This is a genomic window from Pseudomonas sp. NPDC089408, assembly GCF_044749445.1.
Lineage (GTDB): Bacteria > Pseudomonadota > Gammaproteobacteria > Pseudomonadales > Pseudomonadaceae > Aquipseudomonas.
Genome location: NZ_JBIVHY010000023.1, coordinates 1 through 20,574 on the forward strand (window position 1 = coordinate 1; position 20,574 = coordinate 20,574).

Annotated in this window: 20 protein-coding genes and 1 riboswitch; of the genes, 1 reads left to right on the top strand and 19 read right to left on the bottom strand. The window is 63.5% G+C overall.

The annotated features are described in order from the left end of the window. Nucleotides 1–684 precede the first annotated feature (684 nt). From ACIP02_RS24555 to cobO, 15 genes are all read right to left on the bottom strand, one after another. Nucleotides 685–1,236 (bottom strand): glutathione peroxidase, encoded by a 552-nt coding sequence (locus tag ACIP02_RS24555; protein ID WP_400621843.1) that lies wholly within the window; start codon nt 1,234–1,236, stop codon nt 685–687. Nucleotides 1,237–1,282: 46 nt separating this feature from the next. Continuing rightward, nucleotides 1,283–1,405: a hypothetical protein gene (locus tag ACIP02_RS24560; RefSeq protein WP_268934213.1), complete on the bottom strand. Its 123-nt coding sequence runs from the start codon at nt 1,403–1,405 to the stop codon at nt 1,283–1,285. After that, nucleotides 1,402–2,604, bottom strand: a complete 1,203-nt coding sequence (locus ACIP02_RS24565) for an MFS transporter (protein ID WP_400621846.1) — start codon at nt 2,602–2,604, stop codon at nt 1,402–1,404. Before ACIP02_RS24565 ends, ACIP02_RS24560 begins: the two co-directional genes overlap by 4 nt. A 64-nt stretch (nt 2,605–2,668) precedes the next feature. After that, nucleotides 2,669–3,073 (bottom strand): MarR family winged helix-turn-helix transcriptional regulator, encoded by a 405-nt coding sequence (locus tag ACIP02_RS24570; protein WP_201207822.1) that lies wholly within the window; start codon nt 3,071–3,073, stop codon nt 2,669–2,671. A 61-nt stretch (nt 3,074–3,134) separates the two neighbouring features. Then, the gene (locus ACIP02_RS24575; RefSeq protein WP_400622032.1) at nt 3,135–4,250 is read right to left on the bottom strand and encodes a glycoside hydrolase family 5 protein; all 1,116 of its coding nucleotides are present in this window, start codon (nt 4,248–4,250) and stop codon (nt 3,135–3,137) included. A 241-nt stretch (nt 4,251–4,491) separates the two neighbouring features. Next, nucleotides 4,492–5,214 carry an adenosylcobinamide-GDP ribazoletransferase gene (locus ACIP02_RS24580; RefSeq protein WP_400621850.1) on the bottom strand — a complete coding sequence of 241 codons (723 nt, stop codon included), beginning with the start codon at nt 5,212–5,214 and terminating at the stop codon, nt 4,492–4,494. Between the two features lies 1 nt (nt 5,215). Then, nucleotides 5,216–5,782 carry a histidine phosphatase family protein gene (locus tag ACIP02_RS24585; RefSeq protein ID WP_400621853.1) on the bottom strand — a complete coding sequence of 189 codons (567 nt, stop codon included), beginning with the start codon at nt 5,780–5,782 and terminating at the stop codon, nt 5,216–5,218. Continuing rightward, nucleotides 5,779–6,834 (bottom strand): nicotinate-nucleotide--dimethylbenzimidazole phosphoribosyltransferase, encoded by a 1,056-nt coding sequence (gene cobT / locus ACIP02_RS24590; protein ID WP_400621856.1) that lies wholly within the window; start codon nt 6,832–6,834, stop codon nt 5,779–5,781. The genes ACIP02_RS24585 and cobT overlap by 4 nt, the downstream gene beginning before the upstream one ends. A gap of 381 nt (nt 6,835–7,215) precedes the next feature. Beyond that, the gene (gene cobU, locus ACIP02_RS24595) at nt 7,216–7,737 is read right to left on the bottom strand and encodes a bifunctional adenosylcobinamide kinase/adenosylcobinamide-phosphate guanylyltransferase (protein WP_400621859.1); all 522 of its coding nucleotides are present in this window, start codon (nt 7,735–7,737) and stop codon (nt 7,216–7,218) included. Nucleotide 7,738: 1 nt separating this feature from the next. Then, nucleotides 7,739–9,193, bottom strand: coding sequence for a cobyric acid synthase (locus tag ACIP02_RS24600; protein ID WP_400621862.1), 1,455 nt, complete (start codon nt 9,191–9,193; stop codon nt 7,739–7,741). After that, nucleotides 9,190–10,182, bottom strand: a complete 993-nt coding sequence (gene cobD / locus ACIP02_RS24605; protein WP_400621865.1) for a threonine-phosphate decarboxylase CobD — start codon at nt 10,180–10,182, stop codon at nt 9,190–9,192. Before cobD ends, ACIP02_RS24600 begins: the two co-directional genes overlap by 4 nt. Further along, nucleotides 10,175–11,083 carry an adenosylcobinamide-phosphate synthase CbiB gene (gene cbiB / locus ACIP02_RS24610; RefSeq protein ID WP_400621868.1) on the bottom strand — a complete coding sequence of 303 codons (909 nt, stop codon included), beginning with the start codon at nt 11,081–11,083 and terminating at the stop codon, nt 10,175–10,177. Before cbiB ends, cobD begins: the two co-directional genes overlap by 8 nt. Next, a complete protein-coding gene (bluB, locus tag ACIP02_RS24615; protein WP_400621870.1) occupies nt 11,080–11,730 on the bottom strand; it encodes a 5,6-dimethylbenzimidazole synthase in 651 nt (216 codons plus the stop codon). Before bluB ends, cbiB begins: the two co-directional genes overlap by 4 nt. Then, a complete protein-coding gene (locus ACIP02_RS24620) occupies nt 11,727–13,022 on the bottom strand; it encodes a cobyrinate a,c-diamide synthase (protein WP_400621872.1) in 1,296 nt (431 codons plus the stop codon). The genes bluB and ACIP02_RS24620 overlap by 4 nt, the downstream gene beginning before the upstream one ends. Next, entirely contained in the window at nt 13,019–13,630 is a 612-nt protein-coding gene (gene cobO, locus ACIP02_RS24625; protein ID WP_400621874.1) for a cob(I)yrinic acid a,c-diamide adenosyltransferase, read from the bottom strand. Before cobO ends, ACIP02_RS24620 begins: the two co-directional genes overlap by 4 nt. A 120-nt stretch (nt 13,631–13,750) precedes the next feature. Beyond that, a riboswitch (cobalamin riboswitch) is annotated at nt 13,751–13,971 on the bottom strand. Nucleotides 13,972–14,106: 135 nt separating this feature from the next. Here cobO and ACIP02_RS24630 point away from each other — a divergent pair. Beyond that, complete coding sequence (locus ACIP02_RS24630; protein ID WP_400621877.1) at nt 14,107–14,685, top strand: hypothetical protein; 579 nt, start codon at nt 14,107–14,109, stop codon at nt 14,683–14,685. An 845-nt stretch (nt 14,686–15,530) separates the two neighbouring features. Here the strand turns inward: ACIP02_RS24630 and ACIP02_RS24635 are convergent. The 4 genes from ACIP02_RS24635 to hda form a co-directional block, all read right to left on the bottom strand. Continuing rightward, entirely contained in the window at nt 15,531–18,068 is a 2,538-nt protein-coding gene (locus tag ACIP02_RS24635; RefSeq protein WP_400621880.1) for a dermonecrotic toxin domain-containing protein, read from the bottom strand. Between the two features lie 145 nt (nt 18,069–18,213). Further along, on the bottom strand, nt 18,214–18,747 hold the full coding sequence (locus tag ACIP02_RS24640) for a C40 family peptidase (RefSeq protein WP_400621883.1): 534 nt from the start codon (nt 18,745–18,747) through the stop codon (nt 18,214–18,216). Nucleotides 18,748–18,886: 139 nt separating this feature from the next. Next, nucleotides 18,887–19,537 (bottom strand): C40 family peptidase, encoded by a 651-nt coding sequence (locus tag ACIP02_RS24645; protein WP_400621886.1) that lies wholly within the window; start codon nt 19,535–19,537, stop codon nt 18,887–18,889. A 127-nt stretch (nt 19,538–19,664) separates the two neighbouring features. After that, on the bottom strand, nt 19,665–20,372 hold the full coding sequence (gene hda, locus ACIP02_RS24650; protein WP_400621889.1) for a DnaA regulatory inactivator Hda: 708 nt from the start codon (nt 20,370–20,372) through the stop codon (nt 19,665–19,667). Nucleotides 20,373–20,574 lie beyond the last annotated feature (202 nt).

Genomic DNA, 20,574 nt, shown 5'->3' on the forward strand with positions numbered 1-20,574 from the left:
GGAGGGAGGTGACGGGCATGGATGCCCGTCAAGCGCTGAGGCCCCATGGATGGGGCCTGCAGCGCGTACTCCCGGGAGCAAGCCCGTAGCGAGGGGACCCCGAAGCGAAGCGTAGGGGCCGGATGACGGGAGCGCAGCGTTTTTTGGTTACTTTTTGTCGCGTCTGACAAAAAGTGACTCGCCGTAAGGGCGAAAAGGTGAGTAAGCGTCGCCATCGCAAATGGACTTTTCGCTTTATCAAAACCGGCGCTTAAGCTTCTGAGCTTCTGAGCTTCTGAGCTTCTGAGCTTCTGAGCTTCTGAGCTTCTGAGCCGTGGGCACTCACATCGAGTAAACATTCATTCGCGCAGGTGGCGCTTAGTCACCTTTCCGCCCTTACGGCGGGTCACTTTTTGTCAAACGCGACAAAAAGTAACCAAAAAACGCTGGCTCCCGTCATCCGGCCCCTGCGCTGCGCTCCGGGGTTCCCTCGCTACGGGCTTGCTCCCGGGAGTACGCGCTGCAGGCCCCATCCATGGGGCCTCAGCGCTTGACGGGCATCCATGCCCGTCACCTCCCTCCGCAAGCCCTTCGCTCGGCCTCCTGAAGTCGCAATTTGCGTCGCCTGAACTACCGCGCGCTTTGAAGCAAAAGCAACGGCAAGAGCCAGAGCCAGAGCAAGAGCAACCAACAGCGGCAGCCAGGTTACTGCTGCGAGGCGATGGCCTTTTCAATAGCTGCCCGGAACTCCGGATCATCCGGTTTGGTCAGGCTGGAGAAGTTACCGATCACCTTGCCCTTGCGATCAACAACATACTTGTAGAAATTCCACTTCGGCGCACTGCTCTGGCTAGCCAGCTCGGCAAACAACGGTATCGCATCCTTGCCCCGCACCGCCTGCGTCTTGGTCATGGTGAAAGTAACACCATAATTGGCATAGCAGACCTTGGCCGTCTTCTCGCTATCGGCGTCTTCCTGCTTGAAGTCATTGGACGGCACACCCAGCATTTCCAGGCCCTGCTCGTGATACTCCTTGTAGGTCGCCTCCAGCCCCTCGAACTGTGGCGCAAAACCGCAATAGCTGGCGGTGTTCACCACCACCAGCGGCTTGCCGGCAAACCGCTCGCACAGTTCGACCTGCCCCTTGCCGCGCAACTCCGGCAAACTGCCCTGCAACAACGCAGGGCAGTCGGCAGCCCAGCTCGATGCGCTGGCAAGCAAGGCCAGCACCGGCACCGTCAACCAATGTGCACGCATGTCAGTTTTCTCCCGCATGACAATCCTTGAGCTTGCAGGGTAGCGCCTAACAAACACTCATGCCCAGTTGCATCAACGCCATACCGCCTTGGTGCCACCCCCACCACACCAGCGCCAGCAGCAACAGCGCGGCAACCGCCAGCAGGCCGCGGGCCAAATAGCGGTTCATGCGGCTTGGGCCTGCAGGCGGGCAACCGGGCGCTCGCGCACCGGCCAGTTGAGGGCCGCGGCCAGCAGGCTGAGCAGGATGGAAATCTGCCAGACCAGGTCGTAGCTGCCAGTGCGGTCATACACCACACCGCCCAGCCAGCCCCCCAGAAACGCACCCAACTGATGGAACAGGAATACGATCCCACCCAGCATCGACAGATTGCGCACGCCAAACACAGTGGCAACGGTGCCATTGGTCAACGGCACCGTGGACAACCACAACAGGCCCATCGCGATGCCGAACAGGTAGGCACTGAACTGGCTCACCGGCGCCCACAGGAACAACACGATGACCACCGCCCGCAGCAGGTACAGCGCGGTCAGCAGGCGCGGCTTGGACATGCGCCCGCCCAGCCAACCCGCGGTGAAGGTACCGACGATGTTGAACAGCCCCACCAGCGCCAACACCGTAGTACCAGTGGTCGCGGCCAGGTGCTGGTCGACCAGGTAGGCCGGCAGGTGCACACCGATGAACACGACCTGAAAACCACAGACAAAGAAGCCCAGCGCCAGTAGCCAGAAACCGGAGTGCGAGCACGCCTCGCGCAACGCCTGGCCGAGTGTTTGTTCGGCGCCATGGCTGGGTAACGGGCGGTCGCGCAGCATACCCACGAAAGGCACGATGAACGCCACCATCACCCCCAGTACCAGCAACGCTGTCGACCAGCCCAGCCACTGGATCAGGCCAAGGGTGCCTGGCAACATGGCGAACTGGCCGAACGAACCGGCAGCACTGGCGATGCCCATGGCCATGCTGCGCTTCTCGGCAGGCACCGCCCGGCCGACCACACCAAGAATGACCGAGAACGAAGTGCCGGACAGGCCGATGCCAATCAGCAAGCCCGCGCTCAGCGACAGCGACCAGGCCGAGTCGGCCATGCCCATCAGAATCAAGCCGACGGCGTAAAGAATACCCCCGATGATCACCACCCGCGCCGCCCCCAGGCGGTCGGCCAAAGCGCCAGCGAACGGTTGCGCAAGCCCCCAGATCAGGTTCTGCAAGGCGATGGCGAAGGCAAACACCTCACGGCCCCAACCAAAATCAGCGCTCATGGGCGCCAGGAACAGGCCGAAACCGTGCCGCACACCCAGGGACAGCGCCAGGATCAACGCCGCCCCTACCAATACCCACCCGCTGGTTCGCCACACCGAAGTCATTGTCGTTATCTCCAGCACATCGCAAGGTTTTTACGGGTATATACCCGCTTATAGTCGTATAAATTCAGGCCAATTGGCCCAACAAGCGCACCAGTTCATCGCGCGGCCCTACCCCCAGCCGCTCCACCAATTCCGCTTGCGCCTGTTCCCAGGCAGGGTAAGCCGCCTGTAGCAGTTGCGTACCTGACTCGGTCAACAGCACAACGCGGTTGCGCTGGTCATCACCATCGGCCAACGCCACCAGCCCTTCGGCCTCAAGTACCCGCAGGTTGCGGCCCAGAGTACTGCGCTCCAGGCCCATGGCCTCGGCCAGGGTGGTGATGCTGGGGCGGTCGAGCCGCTGCAGGTGCCGAAGCAAGGAAAACTGCGCAACATTCACCCCGAAGCCGGCAAGGGCCTCGTCGTAATGCCGGCTCACCCCACGGGCGGCTCGACGTAGATGGGTACAGATACATTCACTGGTCAGCATGGATACGTGTATATACCCGCACCGTAAGTGTTGCAACAAATTTCACGGGTGATGGGGCGCTTCAATCGGGGCTCAAGCGTCGACGGATCGGTTCGAATTCCAATGTGGCCTTGCGTGCCAGCGGGTCGGGGGCGCCTTGCTCGCTAGCCTGCCAGTAGCGCCACGGCACCTTGGCCGAACCCAGTTCGTAATCCATGCCGTCCCAGTTGTCTTCGCGAAAGCTGTAAAACGCCCAGTGCAACAGGTTGCGCTCCATCACCCTGAGCACGTCCTCCAGGTACTGGCGGCAGCCCGGCAACCGGCGCATGCAGCCAAACTCACCCACTACCAGGCGTGAGCGCGGCACGTTCATGGCATCAGCCCACTCCAGCGGTTGCTGCAGATACTGCCCTACGCGTAGTCCATCCCACTGCTGCGTTTGCCCGGCGAAGGGCGCGGGGCCGGGATAGGCGATGGGTTGCTTGCGCGACATGTTGGGCGCGCTAGTCACCAGATAGGGCTCGTACATATGCACGCTGTACAGCACCCGCGGATCGTTCAAGGGTGCAGGCCAGTATCCAAAGGCATCCGCAGCTGCGAACCAGCCAGCATCGACCATGATAGGCGTGTCGGCATCCTGCTCACGAATGGCCGCTATCAGTTGCCGATACAGCGCAGGCAGATCACGCGCACCGCCCTGTTCGCGCGCATACCACTGCTGCATCTGCCCAAGGTCGGCATGCTCGGCCAGGTCGCTCTGTTTTTCCGGCGCCGGCTCATTGATCAGGTTGTAGGCAGCAATGGCCGGGTGCCCTTTCAGTTCACGCGCCATGTCCCGCCAGAAGCCCGCAGCCTGCAACCAATAGCGCTTGTCCTGCCACAAACGGTCATCGAACTGGCCCTGATTGTTTTGCGACCAGCGCATGCCCGGGAGCGAAAGTGGCGCAATGACCACCTTGAGCCCGGCCTGATGGGCACGGTCGAGGGTAACGCGCAGCGTGGCCAGGTCGGCATCGGGCAGGCCGTCATAGGCATCGGCGTTGCCGAGAAGGAAATCACGGTCCGCCGGTTGCCATTTGTCGTAGGAAAGCCGCACCCAGGTCGCACCATAGCCGCTCAAGGCATCGAAATAGGCTTGGTCAGGCGGCAACCGGTTGAAGCTGTTGCCGCCGTGACGAGGGGTGTCCCAGAAAGCCATGAGATCGGCAGCTGTGGCGCCGGCCCCGATGACCATCAGCAAGGCAGTGAGGATGAATTGACGCATAATCAGAAACTCGCCGCTTATTAGCGAAGCCAACGAGCATAGGCCAGCTGAAAGGTATCGGCTGATCATGATTGATTTCAGGAAATTGCTGGCGATGCCTGGCACCGGCGTTGCCGGTGTTCGCGGCTAAAGCCGCTCCTACAGGTATTCGGTAAGCTCTGCGATCGCGCAAGTTTCAAACCCCCAATGCCAACCCCAGCACCACGGCCAGTTCCAGCAGTTCCAGCAATGCGCCAGCCGTATCCCCGGTAGTCCCGCCCAGGCGCCGGCACATCAGCTGCCGCAACCAGGCAAACACCACCAGCGCCAGCAACACCACCCACCCGCCCAGTAACAGGCAGAGCAGCGCACAGGCTGACAACACCCACCCGGCTGCTCGCCGAGGCAGATGCTCGGCCAGCGCCTGGCCCAGGCCACCTGGCCGCACATAAGGGGTGCAGAGAAACAAGCCCAGCATCGCTGCCCGCCCGATCAGCGGTGCCAACAGCCACTGCGCCCCAATGCCCCGTTCAACCAGCACCCACAAGGCACAGAATTTCAACAGCAGCACCAGCACCAGGGTCACCACGGCAATCGGCCCGCTGCGAGGGTCCTTCATGATGCTCAAGGTGCGCTCACGGTCGCCGAAACCTCCCAGCCAGGCATCCGCACTGTCCGCCAGCCCATCCAGGTGCAAGGCGCCGCTGAGCAGCACCCACAGCGTCAGCAGTAACGCCGCCTGCAATGCTGCGGGCGTACCTTGCAGCAGGTGGCTGGCCAGCCACAACAGCAGGCCGAACAGCAGCCCGACCAGCGGGTAGTACAGCAGCGAACGCCCCACCTCACGCGGTGCCGGCATACCCGGCAGGCTCACCGGCAGGCTGCTTAGAAACTGTAAGGCAATCCAGAACGGCAACATCTCAGTGCTCCTCGATCAGCTGCCCGTCGTCACCCGCCACCAGCCGCATCAATGCGCCGTGCCCGACTTCGACCTGCAGCAGTTGTTCCCTGGGCAAGCCACGAGCGCGGGCCAGCAAAAGCCGCATCACGCCGCCGTGGGTGACCAACAGCACGTGTTTGCCGGCATGCTGCAGGCGCAAACGTTCGACAGCCGCCAGCACCCGATCGGCGAACACTTCGACCGGCTCGCCATTGGGGGGCGTGAAGGCGTAAGGGTCCGCCCAGAAGAGCCCTAGGGCGTCCGCCTGGTCCTCCATGATCTGGGCAGCGCTACGGCCCTCCCAATCGCCAAAATGCAACTCCTGCAAGGCGGGCTCACGCTGTACCGGCAGCTTCAACCGTGCCCCCAGCTCATCGGCAAACCGCCCACAGCGCTGCAGCGGCGAGCTGACCAGCACCTGCCACGGGCCGGCCTCGGCCACGGCACTGCGCATTTGTGCCCAGCCCTTGTCGGTCAGGGCATCGTCCAGGCTGCCACGCAGGCCGCCCTGCTCCGTTTCCCCATGGCGCAGCAGGTCGAGGATCATTCCGGGCGGTCCGCCACTGCAGCCTCGGCAAAGGTCGCCATCTGCCCATGCAGCGCACAGGCCAAGCGCAACAGTGGCACCGCCAGGGCAGCACCACTGCCCTCGCCCAGGCGCAAGCCCAAGGCCAGCAACGGCTCGGCCTGCAGCGCAGCGAGCAAGGCCTTGTGCCCTGGCTCGGCACCTTGATGGGCGAACAGCAGCCAGGCCCGGCACTGCGGGTTAAGGCGTACCGCCACCAGCGCGGCAACGCTACAGATGAAGCCATCGACCAGTACCGCGACGCCCGCCTGTGCGCAACCGATATAGGCACCCGCCAACGCCGCAATTTCGAAACCGCCCACACAGCCCAAGGCCTGCAACGGTTGCTCGGCACTCAGACCATGCAGGCGTAGCGCCTGCTCGATGACCTCCGCCTTGTGCCGCACCCCGGCGTTGTCCAGGCCGGTGCCCGGCCCGCTCAGTTCTGCCGCCGGGCAACCCAGCAGGACGCTGGCCAAGGCAGCGGCGGCCGTGGTGTTGCCAATGCCCATCTCACCACCGATGAACAACTGCGCGCCTTGCTCTGCTGCACGCAAGGCGCTGTCGCGGCCGGCCTGCAAGGCAGCTTGAAGCTGGTGCTCGGTCAGCGCTGGCTGGCGGGCAAAGTTGGCGGTGCCAGCGCCCAGGCGCAGATGACGCACGCCAGGCAGCTCCAGTTGCAGGTCGATGGTGCCAAGGTCGACCACTTCCAGGCTGGCCTGCAGCTGCCGCGCCAGCACGCTGATCGCAGCACCGCCGCCGACGAAGTTGCGCAGCATCTGTCCGGTAACGGCCTGCGGGTAGGCCGAAATGCCTTCTTCGACCACGCCATGGTCACCGGCAAAAAGGGTGATCGCGGTGTTATCGAGGGCGGGGCGCTCTTGCCCCTGCATGCCGGCCAGCTGAATGGCCAGGCCTTCCAGCTGGCCCAGCGAGCCGGCTGGTTTGGTCAGTTGCTGCTGACGGGCGCGGGCCAGGGCCATGGCGGCGTTGTCGAGGGGTTGGCAGGGGGTTTGCCACCAGGGTTGGGTCATGGTCGATGGGCCTTTTTGGGGTTGAGAAAGGGTGGGTTGGGGGTGGGAGATGTTGGGTTGAGAGGTGTTCGCCGGGAGGTGTTCAGCGCCTGCGAGATCGAGCGCCGCCCGCGCGGCGCTTCGCGGCACAAGGCCGCTCCCACATTTGTTTCGGGCCAGTTATTCCTGTGGGATTCGCGCGCGAACGCCTTGGCGCATGGCTCGATATCGCGTCCTACAAACAAGGCGGTCGCGCGCGCCTGGCACAGGAGGGACTGGCCCGAAACAAATGTGGGAGCGGCCTTGTGCCGCGAAGCGCCGCGCGGGCGGCGCTCGATCTCACAGACACCCAAGAACTCAAGCCAAGCACCTCCCAGCCCACACACAATCTCCCCTCCACCCTCACAACCCCTCCCCTTTCAGCACCAACGGCAACCCCGCCACCGTCAACACCACCCGCTGACAGCGTTCAGCCATAGCCTGGTGCAACCACCCTGCCAGGTCGACGTAGCGCCGGGTCAACTCGCCCATCGGCACTACACCCAGACCCGTTTCGTTACTGACCAGAATCACCGTGCCCGGCAACTGCTCCAGGCAGTCCAGCAGGGCATCACGCTCGTGCGTCAAACGCTGCTCGTCTTCAAGCATCAGCAGGTTGGTCAACCACAGGGTCAGGCAATCCACCAACAGGCAGCGCCCTGGCGCCGCTTCGGCGCGTAACACCGATGCCAGCGTCAGGGGCTCTTCAATCAATCCCCACTCAGCCGGGCGACGCTGGCGATGCAGCAGCACGCGTTCATTCATTTCACCATCCAGCGGCTGGCTGGTTGCGATGTAGGTCACAGGTAAGCCGCTGGCACTGGCCAACTGCTCGGCCAGGCGGCTCTTGCCCGAGCGGGCGCCGCCGAGGATCAGGTTGCGCATGTCAGGCCACCCCGCACAGTTGGCGCAGAAGCGCGGTGTCGAGGTGTTTTTCCACCAGGTCAGCCAGGCGCTCGATGTCGCGTTCGCGCAGGGCCTCGTAATCAATCACCTGCACATCCTCCAGCCCAGCCCAGCGCAACAAGGCTGCGCACGACTGGCTACCTTCGAACAAGCCATGCAGGTAGGTGGCCAGCACCTGCCCGTCGGCACTGATGGCACCGTCGCAACGACCATCGGACAATTGCACGGCAGGCTGCTCCAGGGCCGGGCCAGTAGTGACCCCGGCATGGATCTCGTAACCGGTAACCGCCGATGCTTCAAGGCTCAGCGTCCCGGCAACGTTACGCAACTGCTTCTCGGCTTTCAGCACCGTGGCATAGTCGAGCAGGCCAAGCCCAGGGCTTGAGCCGGCGGCCCCTTCAAGACCCAGCGGGTCATGCACCTGGTGGCCGAGCATCTGCAGGCCGCCGCAAATGCCGATCAGCTTGCCGCCATAGCGCAGGTGCCGCTCGATGGCCTTGTCCCAGCCACGCTCACGCAGCTGTGCCAGATCGCCGCGCACGCTCTTGGAGCCCGGCAGGATAATCAGGTCGGCAGCCGGAATCGGCTGGCCGGGGCCGATGAACTGCAGGTCCACCTGCGGGTGCAGGCGCAGCGGGTCGAAGTCGGTGTGGTTGCTGATGCGTGGCAGCACCGGCACGATCACCTTGAGCACCCGCTCATGCTTGGCGCCCTGGCGCACATCGATGCCGTCTTCGGCTTCCAGGTGCAGGTCGGTGACATACGGCAGTACGCCGAGCACCGGTTTGCCGGTGCGCGCCTCCAGCCAGTCCAGCCCCGGTTGCAGCAGCGCAATGTCGCCGCGGAAGCGGTTGATGACAAAACCTTTGACCCGCGCCTGCTCACTGGCCGACAGCAACTCCAGCGTGCCCACCAGATGGGCGAACACGCCGCCTCGGTTGATATCGGCGACCAGGATCACCGGGCAGTCGACCGCCTCGGCGAACCCCATGTTGGCAATGTCGCCGGCACGCAGGTTGATCTCCGCAGGCGACCCGGCCCCCTCGACCATCACCACCGGCCAGGCAGCGCTCAGGCGCTGGTGCGAAGCCAGCACCGCCTGCATGGCGATGGCCTTGTAGTCGTGGTAGGCCACCGCGTTCATGCTGGTGACGGCGCGGCCATGGATGATCACCTGGGCGCCGGTGTCGCTGTTGGGCTTGAGCAGCACCGGGTTCATGTCGGTGTGCGGCGCCAGCCGGCAGGCCTGGGCCTGTACCGCCTGAGCACGGCCGATTTCACCGCCATCGGCCGTTACCGCGCTGTTCAGCGCCATGTTCTGCGGCTTGAAAGGCACCACGCCGACGCCCTGGCGCAACAGCCAGCGGCACAACGCAGTCACCAGCGTGCTCTTGCCGGCGTCGGAGGTGGTGCCTTGCACCATGAGGGTGGTCATGCCGTTTCCTTTTGATAGTCCGCCAAGGCCAGCGCCAGGCGCTGTTCGTCCGCTTCGCAAGCCGGCAGCCCCAGACGCACCGCTGCCGGGTGTTCGAACAAGCGAACCAGGATGCCGCGCCGGGCGAGAAAGTCATGCAGCTGGGCGGCGCGCCCGTTGCGCACGTACTGGAACAGGTCACAGCCACCACTGGGCGCAAGGCCAGCGCCGCGCAGCACTGCCGCGAGCCGCTGGCTGGCGGCGGCGCAGCGCTCGGTTTGCACGGATTGGGTGGCTTGATCCGCCAGGCTGGCCTGCGCCAGTACCCGGGTCGGGCCGTTCACCGTCCACGGGCCAAGCAACTCGGCCAGGCGCAGCAGCAGGCTGTGCTCGGCAACAACGAAGCCCAGGCGCACCCCGGCCAGGCCGAAGAACTTGCCGAACGAGCGCAGTACGATCAACCCCGGGCGCTCGGCGTAATCCACCACACTGTGTGCCGGGGTGTTGTCCATGAACGCTTCATCGACCAGCAGCCAGCCACCGCGGGCAGCCAGGCGTGCATGCCAGGCCAGCAGGCGCTCACGCGGCACGCGGCGACCGGTGGGGTTGTTGGGGTTGACCAGCACCAGCACATCAAGGTTGTCGAGCGTCGCCTCGACCTGCGCTTCATCCAGCTCCACCAACTGATGCCCTGCCCGTTGCCAGGCATAAGGGTGCTCGGCATAGCACGGGGCCAGCACCCCTACCCGGCCGGCTGCGCGCAACAGCGGCAAAGCCTGGATCGCGGCTTGGGAACCGGCCACTGGCAACAGTTGCCTGGCGCCATAATAGGTGCGGGCAGCGTCTTCAAGACCGTCTTCAGTCTCCGGCAGGCGCGCCCAGGCGTCCACGGGGATCGGCGGGATCGGGAATGACCAGGGCGCGATGCCGCTGGACAGGTCGAGCCACTGCTCACGAGCGATACCATATTGCCGCACCGCGCGTAGCAGGCGACCCCCGTGTTCAAGCATTGAGATAGGCCCCCAGGCAAATCACCAGCAGCCACAGCCAGACGCCGCGCTGCACCAGCCCCCAGCCGCCCTCGATCGCATCGGCATCAGCCACCGGCCCCTCCCCCAGGCGCGGCCGCTCATGCAACTCGCCGTGGTACACCGCAGGGCCGCCAAGTTCAACGCCCAGCGCGCCAGCGCCGGCAGCCATCACTGGCCCGGCATTTGGGCTGTCCCACAGCGGGCCCTGCTTGCGCCAGCAGGCCAGCGCCAGGCGAGTCTTGCCCAGCAGCGCATAAGTCAGCGCCACCAGCCTTGCGGGAATATAGTTGAGCACGTCGTCGATGCGTGCCGCGCACCAGCCGAAGCGCTCGAAACGTTCGTTGCGGTAACCCCACATGGCATCCAGGGTATTGCTCAGGCGGTAGAGCACCACGCCAGGCGCACCGGCCACCGCGAACCAGAACAGCGCGGCAAACACCGCATCGCTGCCGTTCTCCAGCACCGACTCGGTGGCCGCGCGGGCCACAGCCGGCTCGTCCAGCTCGCGGGTTTCGCGGCTGACCAGAAAGGCGACCCGGCGTCGCGCTTCTTCCAGGTCGCCTTGGCGCAAGGCATTGGCCACCGGCAGCACATGCTCGCCCAGGCTACGCAGCCCCACCGCACAGTACAGCGCCAGCACATCCACCAGCCAGCCGATATATGGCAGCCAAGACAGCACCAGCGCCACCAGGGTCAGCGGCACCACCGCCAGAAACCACGCGCTCACGCCGTGGCTGCGCCAACCGCGGCCGCCGGCATTCAGGCGGCGCTCGAGGTTACCGGCCATGTTGCCGAAGGCCACCAGCGGATGGCGGCGCTGCGGCTCACCCAGCAACGCGTCCAGCGCCACCCCGGCCACAGTCAGCAAGGCCACACTCATTGACGCTCTCCCCATTGGTTCTCAAAGAGCATTTCGCTCAAGGGCCGCGCTTCGGCCCAGTTTTCCTGTACCAGCATCGGCACCGGGTAGAACTCGGTGACCGGCCCCAGGCACAGTACCGCCACCGGCTTGGCGCCGGCGGGCATGCCCAGCAGCGCCGCCAGTTGCAGCGGATCGAACAGCGACACCCAGCCCATGCCCAGCCCTTCGCCGCGCGCTGCCAGCCACAGGTTCTGGATGGCACAGGCCAGCGAGGCCAGGTCCATTTCCGGCAGGGTGCGGCGGCCGAAGATGTGCGGCTCGCGGTTGTCCATCAACGCCGCCACCAGCAGCTCGGCACAGTCGTTGATGCCTTCCACCTTCAGTTTCATGAAGGCATCGGAACGCTCACCCAACGCGTCGGCGGTGCGCACCCGCTCCGCCTCCACCAGCGCCTGAATGCGCGTGCGCAGGTCGCGCTGGGTGATGCGGATGAAACGCCAGGGCTGCATCAGCCCCACACTGGGCGCCTGGTGCGCGGCAGCCAGCAAGCGGCCCAACAGCGCCGGCGCCACGTGGCCACCAGCGAAATGGCGCATGTCGCGGCGCTCGCCGATGGCCCGGTAGATTGCGGCGCGTTCGGCGTCGCTGAAAGCGTGTTCGCTCATGGTCGCAACAGCGCCGCCGCCGCATCCGGGTTGGAGGGGAAGTAGAAATGCACGTAAGAGGCCGTCAGCCGCCCCAGCCGGTACACGGCTTCATTGCCGCGTCCGCCGTTGGGGCTCAGGCCGCGGGCGATCGGCTCCAGCGCGGTGCTGGTCAGCGAATGGTGGTAGGTATGCCCGCGCAGGGTGCCTTCCGGTAACTCCACCGCCTGCAGGGCCAAAGCCGCCAGGCGCTTCTGCATGGTTGCCTCGCCCGCCAGCAGGCCCAGCAGTTCCGCGCGCTCGCCGGCCACATCGGTCAGGGCATCGAGCAGGTACAACATACCGCCGCATTCGGCCAGCAACGGCTTACCCTGTGCGTGGTGGGCACGGATCGCTTCGCACATCGGTGCGTTGGCAGCCAGCGCGTGATGGTGCAGCTCGGGGTAGCCGCCCGGCAGGTACAGGCTGTCTACTGCAGGCAGCACGCGGTCGTGCAACGGCGAGAAGAATTCCAGCTGGGCACCGAGGTTGCGCAGCAACTCGAGGTTGGCGCCATAGGTAAAGGCGAACGCCTCGTCCCGCGCCACGCCGATACGCACACCCGCCAACGAGGCGGCGCAGGCTTGCGGCACGGGTTCGGCAAAGCTTACCGGTGGCGGCAACGCCGCGTCGCAACTGGCGCCCAGCGCCTCGGCGGCAGCGTCCAGGCGGGCATCCAGGTCATTCAGTTCGCTGGCCTGGACCAGGCCCAGGTGACGGCTGGGCAGTTCGATACCGCGTTCGCGGGACAAACCGCCATACCAGCGCAGGCCTTCGGTCAGGCTGCCTTCCAGCAGTTGCGCGTGGCGCAGGCTGCCCACCCGGTTGGCCAGCACACCGGCAAATGGCAGGTCGGCCTGGTAACGCGCCAGGCCCAGGGCCAGTGCGCCAAAGGTCTGGGCCATGGCCGTGCCGTCGATCACCGCCAGCACCGGCACACCGAAGTGGCGCGCCAGGTCGGCGCTGGAGGGGGTGCCATCGAACAACCCCATCACGCCTTCGATCAGAATCAGGTCGGCCTCGCCAGCCGCTTCCCATAACAGCCGCCGGCTTTCCTCGGCGCCGATCATCCACAGGTCCAGCTGGTACACCGGCGCGCCGCTGGCCCGCTCGAGAATCATGGGGTCAAGAAAGTCCGGCCCACACTTGAACACCCGCACCTTGCGCCCGAGGTTGCGGTGCAGGCGAGCCAGTGCGGCAGTGACGGTGGTCTTGCCCTGGCCCGAAGCGGGTGCCGCAATCAGCACGGCGGGGCAATGGCGCGCCTGGCTCACAGTTCGACGCCCTTCTGTGCGCGGATGCCGGCCTGGAAGGCATGCTTGAGCATGCCCATCTCGGTCACGGTGTCGGCCAGTTCGATCATTTCAGGCTTGGCAGCGCGGCCGGTGACAATCACATGCTGCTTTGGCGGGCGGGCCTGGATGTCGGACAGCACCTGGTCAAGCTCGAGATAGCCGTGCTTGAGGGCGATGTTCAGTTCATCCAGCACCACAAATTGCACGCTTGGGTCCTGCAGCAACTGGCGCGATACCGCCCAGGCCGCTTCAGCGGCGGCGATGTCGCGCTGGCGGTCCTGGGTTTCCCAGGTAAAACCCTCGCCCATCACGTGGTAGCGCACCTGCTCGGGGAAGCGGCGGAAGAACAGCTCTTCTCCGGTGCTGTTGCGGCCTTTGATGAACTGCACCACACCGCACTGCATGCCATGGCCCAGGGCGCGCGCGAGCATGCCGAAGGCCGAGCTGCTCTTGCCCTTGCCATTACCGGTCAGCACCAGCAGCAGGCCGCACTCGTTGGGTGCATTGGCAATACGTTCGTCGATGATCGCCTTCTTGCGCTGCATGCGCGCCAGGTGGCGTTCGTCGCGATCTGTGGGTTCGCTCATCAGGGTTCTCCGCAGGCTGACACCACGGCAAGGCGCGGCGGCAGGGAATAGACAGGCAGACGGAGAACGCGCAGGGGCCATGGCAAGGCGCCATGGTGCACCGCGCATCACCCTCCGTGATGCCGTTGGCAGATATCAGGCCGGTCTCCGGGCTTGTGAGCGGGCCTTGGCCCTGGCCTGCGCGCCTTCCCGGGTGCTTGCACCCAGTGGCCCTGCGCGGCCGCGACTCACTTACCGTTGCGGGGGCAGCGCCGGAATCGCGCCATGCTGGCGCCCACCGGCTTCCCAGTTTCACCCTGCCCAGTCGGGGCTGGCAGGGCACCTGAAACACGCGCGAAGGTTAGAGGGTTGTACCCGGAGCGTCAATCGAAGCAGCCCCTCGTTGAATGGCCAAATCGCCAGGCTGTGCCACACTGATATCACATAGCCACTACTCGCGACTGTATGCCAACACAAACACAACAGGAGAGCTCAGCATGCGAGGCCTGATCATCAACAACGCCAACCTGCAGTTCCTCAGCCCGGCGCTGGAGCGCTGGGTCGATTGCATCGATCGCTTCAACCAGTTTGCCGGCGATGCCGAAGCCCCCTACTGGCACGGTGCCGCCGCCAATGCCGGGCTGCTGGCAGCAGCAGCCTGGCAGGCTGAACTGGCAGCCCTGCAGCAGTTTGCCGGCAAGAAGCAGCGCGACGAAGGTGAGCATGAAGGGCGTTGCGACCTGTCGATCAGCAGTGCTGACGAGGTGCTGTACCTCAGCGTCAGCCAGCGTTGGCCAAAGGTCGCCAAGCTGGACATGGCGACCGCCCTGCAAGAAACCGCGGCGCGGGCACGCCAGGTGGCCTACCCCAGCCAGTTGAAGGCCGGGGCGCTGTTCGTCAGCCCGTGGAAGGCTGGCCAGCATGCCAGCCCCGAAGAGCTGCAGGACCTGGTCGATGACCTGCAGAAGCACAGCGCCTGTGCCATCGCCTGGTATTTCCCGTATGCCTACCGCAAGTTGCATAACGACATGGGGCAGTATTTTCCGGGGGTTGCGTTGTTGCTCAAGCAGGCTTGAGTCATCGCCGGCATCAGGGGGCTTTTGATCTGGCTTTTGATCTGGCTTTTGATCTGGCTTTTGATCTGGCTTTTGATCTGGCTTTTGATCTTGATCTTGATCTTGATCTTGATCTTCGCGACTTCAGGAGGCCGAACGCAGGCCTTGCGGAGGGAGGTGACGGGCATGGATGCCCGTCAAGCGCTGAGGCCCCAGGGATGGGGCCTGCAGCGCGTACTCCCGGGAGCAAGGCCGGAGTGAGGGGACCCCGGAGCGCAGCGCAGGGGCCGGATGACGGGAGCGCAGCGTTTTTTGGTTACTTTTTGTCGCGTCTGACAAAAAGTGACTCGCCGTAAGGGCGAAAAGGTGAGTGAGCGTCGCCATCGTAAATGGAGTTTTCGCTTTATCAAAACCGGCGCTTAAGCTTCTGAGCTTCTAAGGCGTGGGCATTCACATTGAGTAGACATTCATTCGCGCAGGTGGCGCTTAGTCACCTTTCCGCCCTTACGGCGGGTCACTTTTTGTCAAACGCGACAAAAAGTAACCAAAAAACGCTGGCTCCCGTCATCCGGCCCCTGCGCTTCGCTCCGGGGTCCCCTCGCTACGGGCTTGCTCCCGGGAGTACGCGCTGCAGGCCCCATCCATGGGGCCTCAGCGCTTGACGGGCATCCATGCCCGTCACCTCCCTCCGCAAGCCCTTCGCTCGGCCTACTGAAGTCGCAATTTGTGTCGCCTGGACTATCGCGCACTTAGAAGCAAAAGCAAAAGCAACGACAACGACAACGACAACGACAACGACAACGACAACGACAATGTTCGATGTGCCACTCAGCCCCTTGGCATTACATAAGTCTGCTGGCCTGCGTTCATGATGCAAAGAAGCGCTCAGCCAGCCCTGGCGTACGGAACTGCGCCCGATAAGCAGCTTCGTCGAACGGCAGACCAGTACGCAGGTCATACACCGGCCCAGCGGCAGGCTTACCGGTTTGCCCAAGTGTCACCTTGATAAAGCGATAATGTTCTCCGGATACCTGCTCCAGCCCCTCGATACGGAAATAATTGCCCGGCAAGAACAGCGTCTCACCCTCTTTCCAGTAAATGGAGAACGCGCTGATCGGCGTTGCTCCTCGATAACGCCCAGCCGCCAATTCGAACACCACCGAGCTGTCATCGAACAACCCGGGTAAGCCGCCCGGCGCTTGAGAAAAAGGCAGGCAGGCAAATTCGGCGACTTTGTAGGGGTTCTCGGTAAATGAAGTCAGGTCGGTGTTGACCAGCACATCACCAACTCGCAAATGGCCGCTTCGGTAGTACTCGCCACTGGTACCACGCGATCCATGGCCACCCCGGTACAACGTGGCTTCGTTACTTTTGGGCAAAAGCTCCAGGCTATCGGCCAGGTCGTCGATGTAGCTGTCTTCGTCGCCGTACTGATAGCGCCCGACACGAAATACATCGTTCACCGTCGACTCGTTACTGGTGTACCACTCGATCAGTGAGTTGAAGTACTCATCGCCATAGCGATAGGAATAGTAAGGCCGGCCGCCGACCTTCACACAATCTAGCCCTCGCCCATCCACATCCGGCACTTGCCCGCTCACCAACTCTGCAATCGGCCACTTTTCCAGCAACGCCTTCTGGCGCTCAAGGGCTTGCTCGGCCAACCGGGTACTTTGCACGTCATCGATAGAGGTGTACGTGTCCCAAAATGGCGTGGCATTGTTGGGCATACCTTCCAGCGGGGCACCACCCAGCAAGCGTGGAGGCGCCAACAGCTCCCATTCACCGGCTGCATTCAGCCGCACTGGCTGCAGTTCACCAAAGGCAAAGGGGTTGTCTGCCGGAACCACCAGCCACACGCCCAGTTCGTGGCTATAGCGCACTCGGTAGACAAGGCCATTGAGGCTGATCCAGCAGCTGCCATCCGGGTTGACCCGAATACCGCGCAAGCGCCCGCTCTGTGCGATCTCGCCTGGGTGCAGCGCATTGCTTTCCTGCCCCTCGACGGCCAGGGTGGGCGTTTGTACTGGATGCCAATCCTCGAGATTGGCGCGCGCCTCGTGAGGCGGTGCCTCATACGCCAACGACGCAAAACTGGTCGAAAAGGCGACGTCTACCATGTTCAACCCTGCAAATATGCTCTCGATCATGGCAGTGCGCAGCGCGGCCCTGCGCTCCTGTTCCGTGTTGGCATGCAGAGCTTCATCCACATCGAGTGCCACCTTGTCGATGGTCGCGCCAAGCAACATCAAGGATATCGGCCAGCCCAGCGGCGCAAGGCCACCAAACACATTCAGGAATGCCGACAGGTAGCCACTGTACATGGCCTTGCGCAACCTTGCGTTATCCTGCAGCAATTGCCCATTGCGGCGCATTTCTGCAATGGCCTGGTCGGCCAGCCAGAAAAACAGATCACCGTTGAGAGCGCGCTTGAACAATGACAGGGCGACCACTGTGGCCTGGTCTGAGCGGCTGTCGGCAATACCTTGCAGATGCACCCTGAGCAACTGGTTGATCGAGCGGTCGCGGGGATTGCTGTGCGCGCCAACGACAAATGCCTCCAAATTGCTTGGCACCTGCAGCTGCGCCCGCACCCAGCTGGCCATGGCCAGCTCCGAATCAAAGCCCCTTAAAACTTCTTCGGCCCACGGCATGTAGGCCAACACCCGACCATCCTGTGCATGCAGGCTGAACAGGCTGCCCCTGTCACCTTCGACGAATACATAACGATTGATCGTCAACGGGCTGTTGCCAGCTTGCTGCAACTGCTCAAGTGTCGGCACTTGACCTTCGGCCAGGTTTGCGCAAACCAACGGGTACAAGCGCTGCCAATCAAGCCTGGTTATGCGGCCCTCACGCCAAGCCGTTGCCCCCTGCCCCAGCAGGTTGACCTTGGCCAACGCACAAAAGTGCTTGCCATTGCCCTGCCAGAAGCGCTCGACGTGTTCGCGGTAAAGCGTGGCAAAGTCCAGTGCCCATAGGTCCTTCTGAACCTGGCTGCCCAGCATCCGAACTTCGTTGCGTTCATCAAAGGCCATGCCATGTGGCCCTTGCAGATAGAAGCCACCGCGCTGGTCTAGCTCATCGCTGGCGTCCTGGAAATACAAGTCGAACCGCTCCAGTACCAGCTCCGTCAGTACCATCGACTTCTGCGGCGGCCCGCTGTGCTCCCAGCCGGTGAAGGTTCTAGGGCTGGTACTTGAGGTGTTGAACTGGTGCCACCAGACAAACCGCGGGTCCATGGCTTTGCCAGTGTGCTTGCGCACGATCTGCGCGGCATGCTGAGTCGCCAGCGCATAAAGGTCAGGGTAATCACTCAGGATATGGTCGACCAGGCCAACCAGCGGGCGGCCGGCATCCACCGCCTGCAATCCGCGAAGCACTTTTTCTTTGATGGGGTTCATGCGCCACTCCAGGCCATGGCAATCGGGCGCGCATGCTGGCGCAGCCCGGTGATTCAGGAGTGGTAGATGTATGCCACCGGCAGTGGCGATGACAAAAAGGCGCAGCAGCGATGCTGAAAACTACTGTTGCCGGGGCCGCCTCAGCTTAGGGGTTCTGCGCCAGGTGCCCTTGCGGAATCACCCGTTTGGCCTGCAGGTAGGCCTTGGCCCAGTAGCTGTTGGACAGGTAATCCAGGCGCACCGTACCGCCAGTGGAAGGCGCATGCACGAACCGCCCCTCCCCGACATAGATGCCGGCATGGCTGACCTGCGAACCGCCACTGGTGGCGAAGAACACCAGATCGCCGGACTGCAACGAGCTGGCATCCACCGTCGGCGCGCGCATGACGATCATCTCCCGCGTCGAGCGCGGCAGGCTGATACCCGCGGCGTCACGGTACACGTACTTGATCAGGCCGCTGCAATCAAAGCCGGAATCCGGGGTGTTGCCACCCCAGCGGTATGGGGTACCCACCAGACCAATGGCGCGAATCAATACGTCATCGGCTATCGGCGAAGGGCTAGGCTGGCTGTAGGTAACCTGCGGCTGTACCACAGGGGCCGGCGCAGGCGCACGGCTGGAGCAGGCAGCCAGCAAGGCTGCCAGGGAGAGAAATGCGAAGCGCGCCATCTTTACCATGGCCAGAACATCCTGTCTTAGACCGCTGCGCCGCAGCCGAAAAGAGTTGAGAATTTAGATTAGACGCTTTCTGTAAATGCGCACGGCGGCGAACTTTTTTTCAAAGCATCGCCGCCGCGCAGGGTACAGCATTTGGCCATCAGTTGCGCGCGATGTTGGTCGGCGCCATGGCCAAGGCTCGCTTGGCTTCGATGAAGGTCTTGCTCCAGTAGCGGTCACCGAGGCTGTCGATGCGCACGCCACCGCTGCGGCGGCTGCTGGAGTGGATGAACTGGTTGTCACCCAGGTAGATGCCGGCATGGCTGACGCGGCCGCGACCGTTGGTGCTGAAGAACAGCAGATCGCCTGGCTTGAGTTTGTTGCGCGCCACTTTCGGGGCATCGACGTTGATCATTTCACGCGTGGAGCGCGGCAGGGTTACGCCAGCCTCTTCGCGGAACAGGTAGCCGATGAAACCACTGCAGTCGAAGCCGGACTTTTCCGAGGTGCCGCCGAAGCGGTAGCGGGTGCCGATCAACGACATGCCACGCTCTAGAATGCTGTCAGCCAGAACCGGCAGCTGATAAGGCTTGCTGCTGGAGAAGGACTGCAGGTCATCTTCGGTGGCGAGCTCTTCCGGTTCGCCGAATACCGACGAGGACGAGGCTTTGGCCTTGATAGCCGACTGTGCGGCGATGGGGGTGTGAGCCTGGGGCTGCTGCTCTGATTGAGAAGCCGGGCCATGGGCCGCGCAGCCAAAAAGCAGGGTCACGAGTGCGAGTGGCACGAGGGGTGCGAAGCGCTTCAGCATGGGCACGACCGTGTCTGTAATCCTTTAGAAGGGGGAAACTATGCCCTCTATCATGGCCATTTGCAAATTTTATTGAAAAAGATGTGACTTTTTTGTTTTGCCGCTCTGGCCCAAGGTTTTCAGGGGGTTACCAGCCAAGCGTTTCCTTCAGGAAAGGAATGGTGAGCTTGCGTTGTGCCTGCAGCGATGCTTGGTCGAGGCGCTCGAGCAGGTCGAACAGCGCACTCATGCTGCGCGCACCGCGGGTGAGGATGAAGTGGCCGACTTCGTCGGTGAGGTGCAGGCCGCGACGTGAAGCTCGCAATTGCAGGGCACGCAGCTTGTCTTCGTCGGACAGGCCGCGCATCTGGAACACCAGGGCCAGCGTCAGCCGCGACTTCAGGTCCGGCAGCTTTATCGGCAGTTCGCGCGGCGATGCCGAGGCTGCCAGCAACAGGCGTCGGCCGCTGTCACGCAGGCGGTTGAACAGGTGGAACATGGCCTCTTCCCAGTCGGCCTTGCCGGCGATCACGTGCAGATCGTCGATGCAGACCAGTTCGTACTGGGCCAGGTAGTCGAGCAGCTCTGTGCCCCGATCGAGCAGTTGCGCCAGGGGCAGGTAGACCGCGGGCTCGCCGCGTTGCTGGAAGCGGTGGGTGGCAGCCTGCAGCAGGTGACTACGGCCAACACCCTGCTTGCCCCACAGGTAGATAAGGCTCTCGGTCCAGCCGGCGTCGGCTTCGCATAGCCGCTCGACGTAGCCCAATGCCGCAGCATTGGCGCCCGGATAGTAGTTGATGAAGGTGGCGTCATCGCGCAGGCGCACACCCAGGGGCAACTGGATCGGTGGTTTCATGCTCGCGGGCGGTCGACAGGACCGCAGGGGGCCTTTGCTGAACAATGTGCAAAGTCTATACCCGCAACGCGGGACGCACAATCTCGGCAGCAGATAGCACAAGCAAAATCAACAAGTTGCACGCTAGACGCCTGCAATGCGCACCCTTGTAGGAGCGGCCTTGCGTCGCGATGGGCTGCACAGCAGCCCCGACAATTTGTGC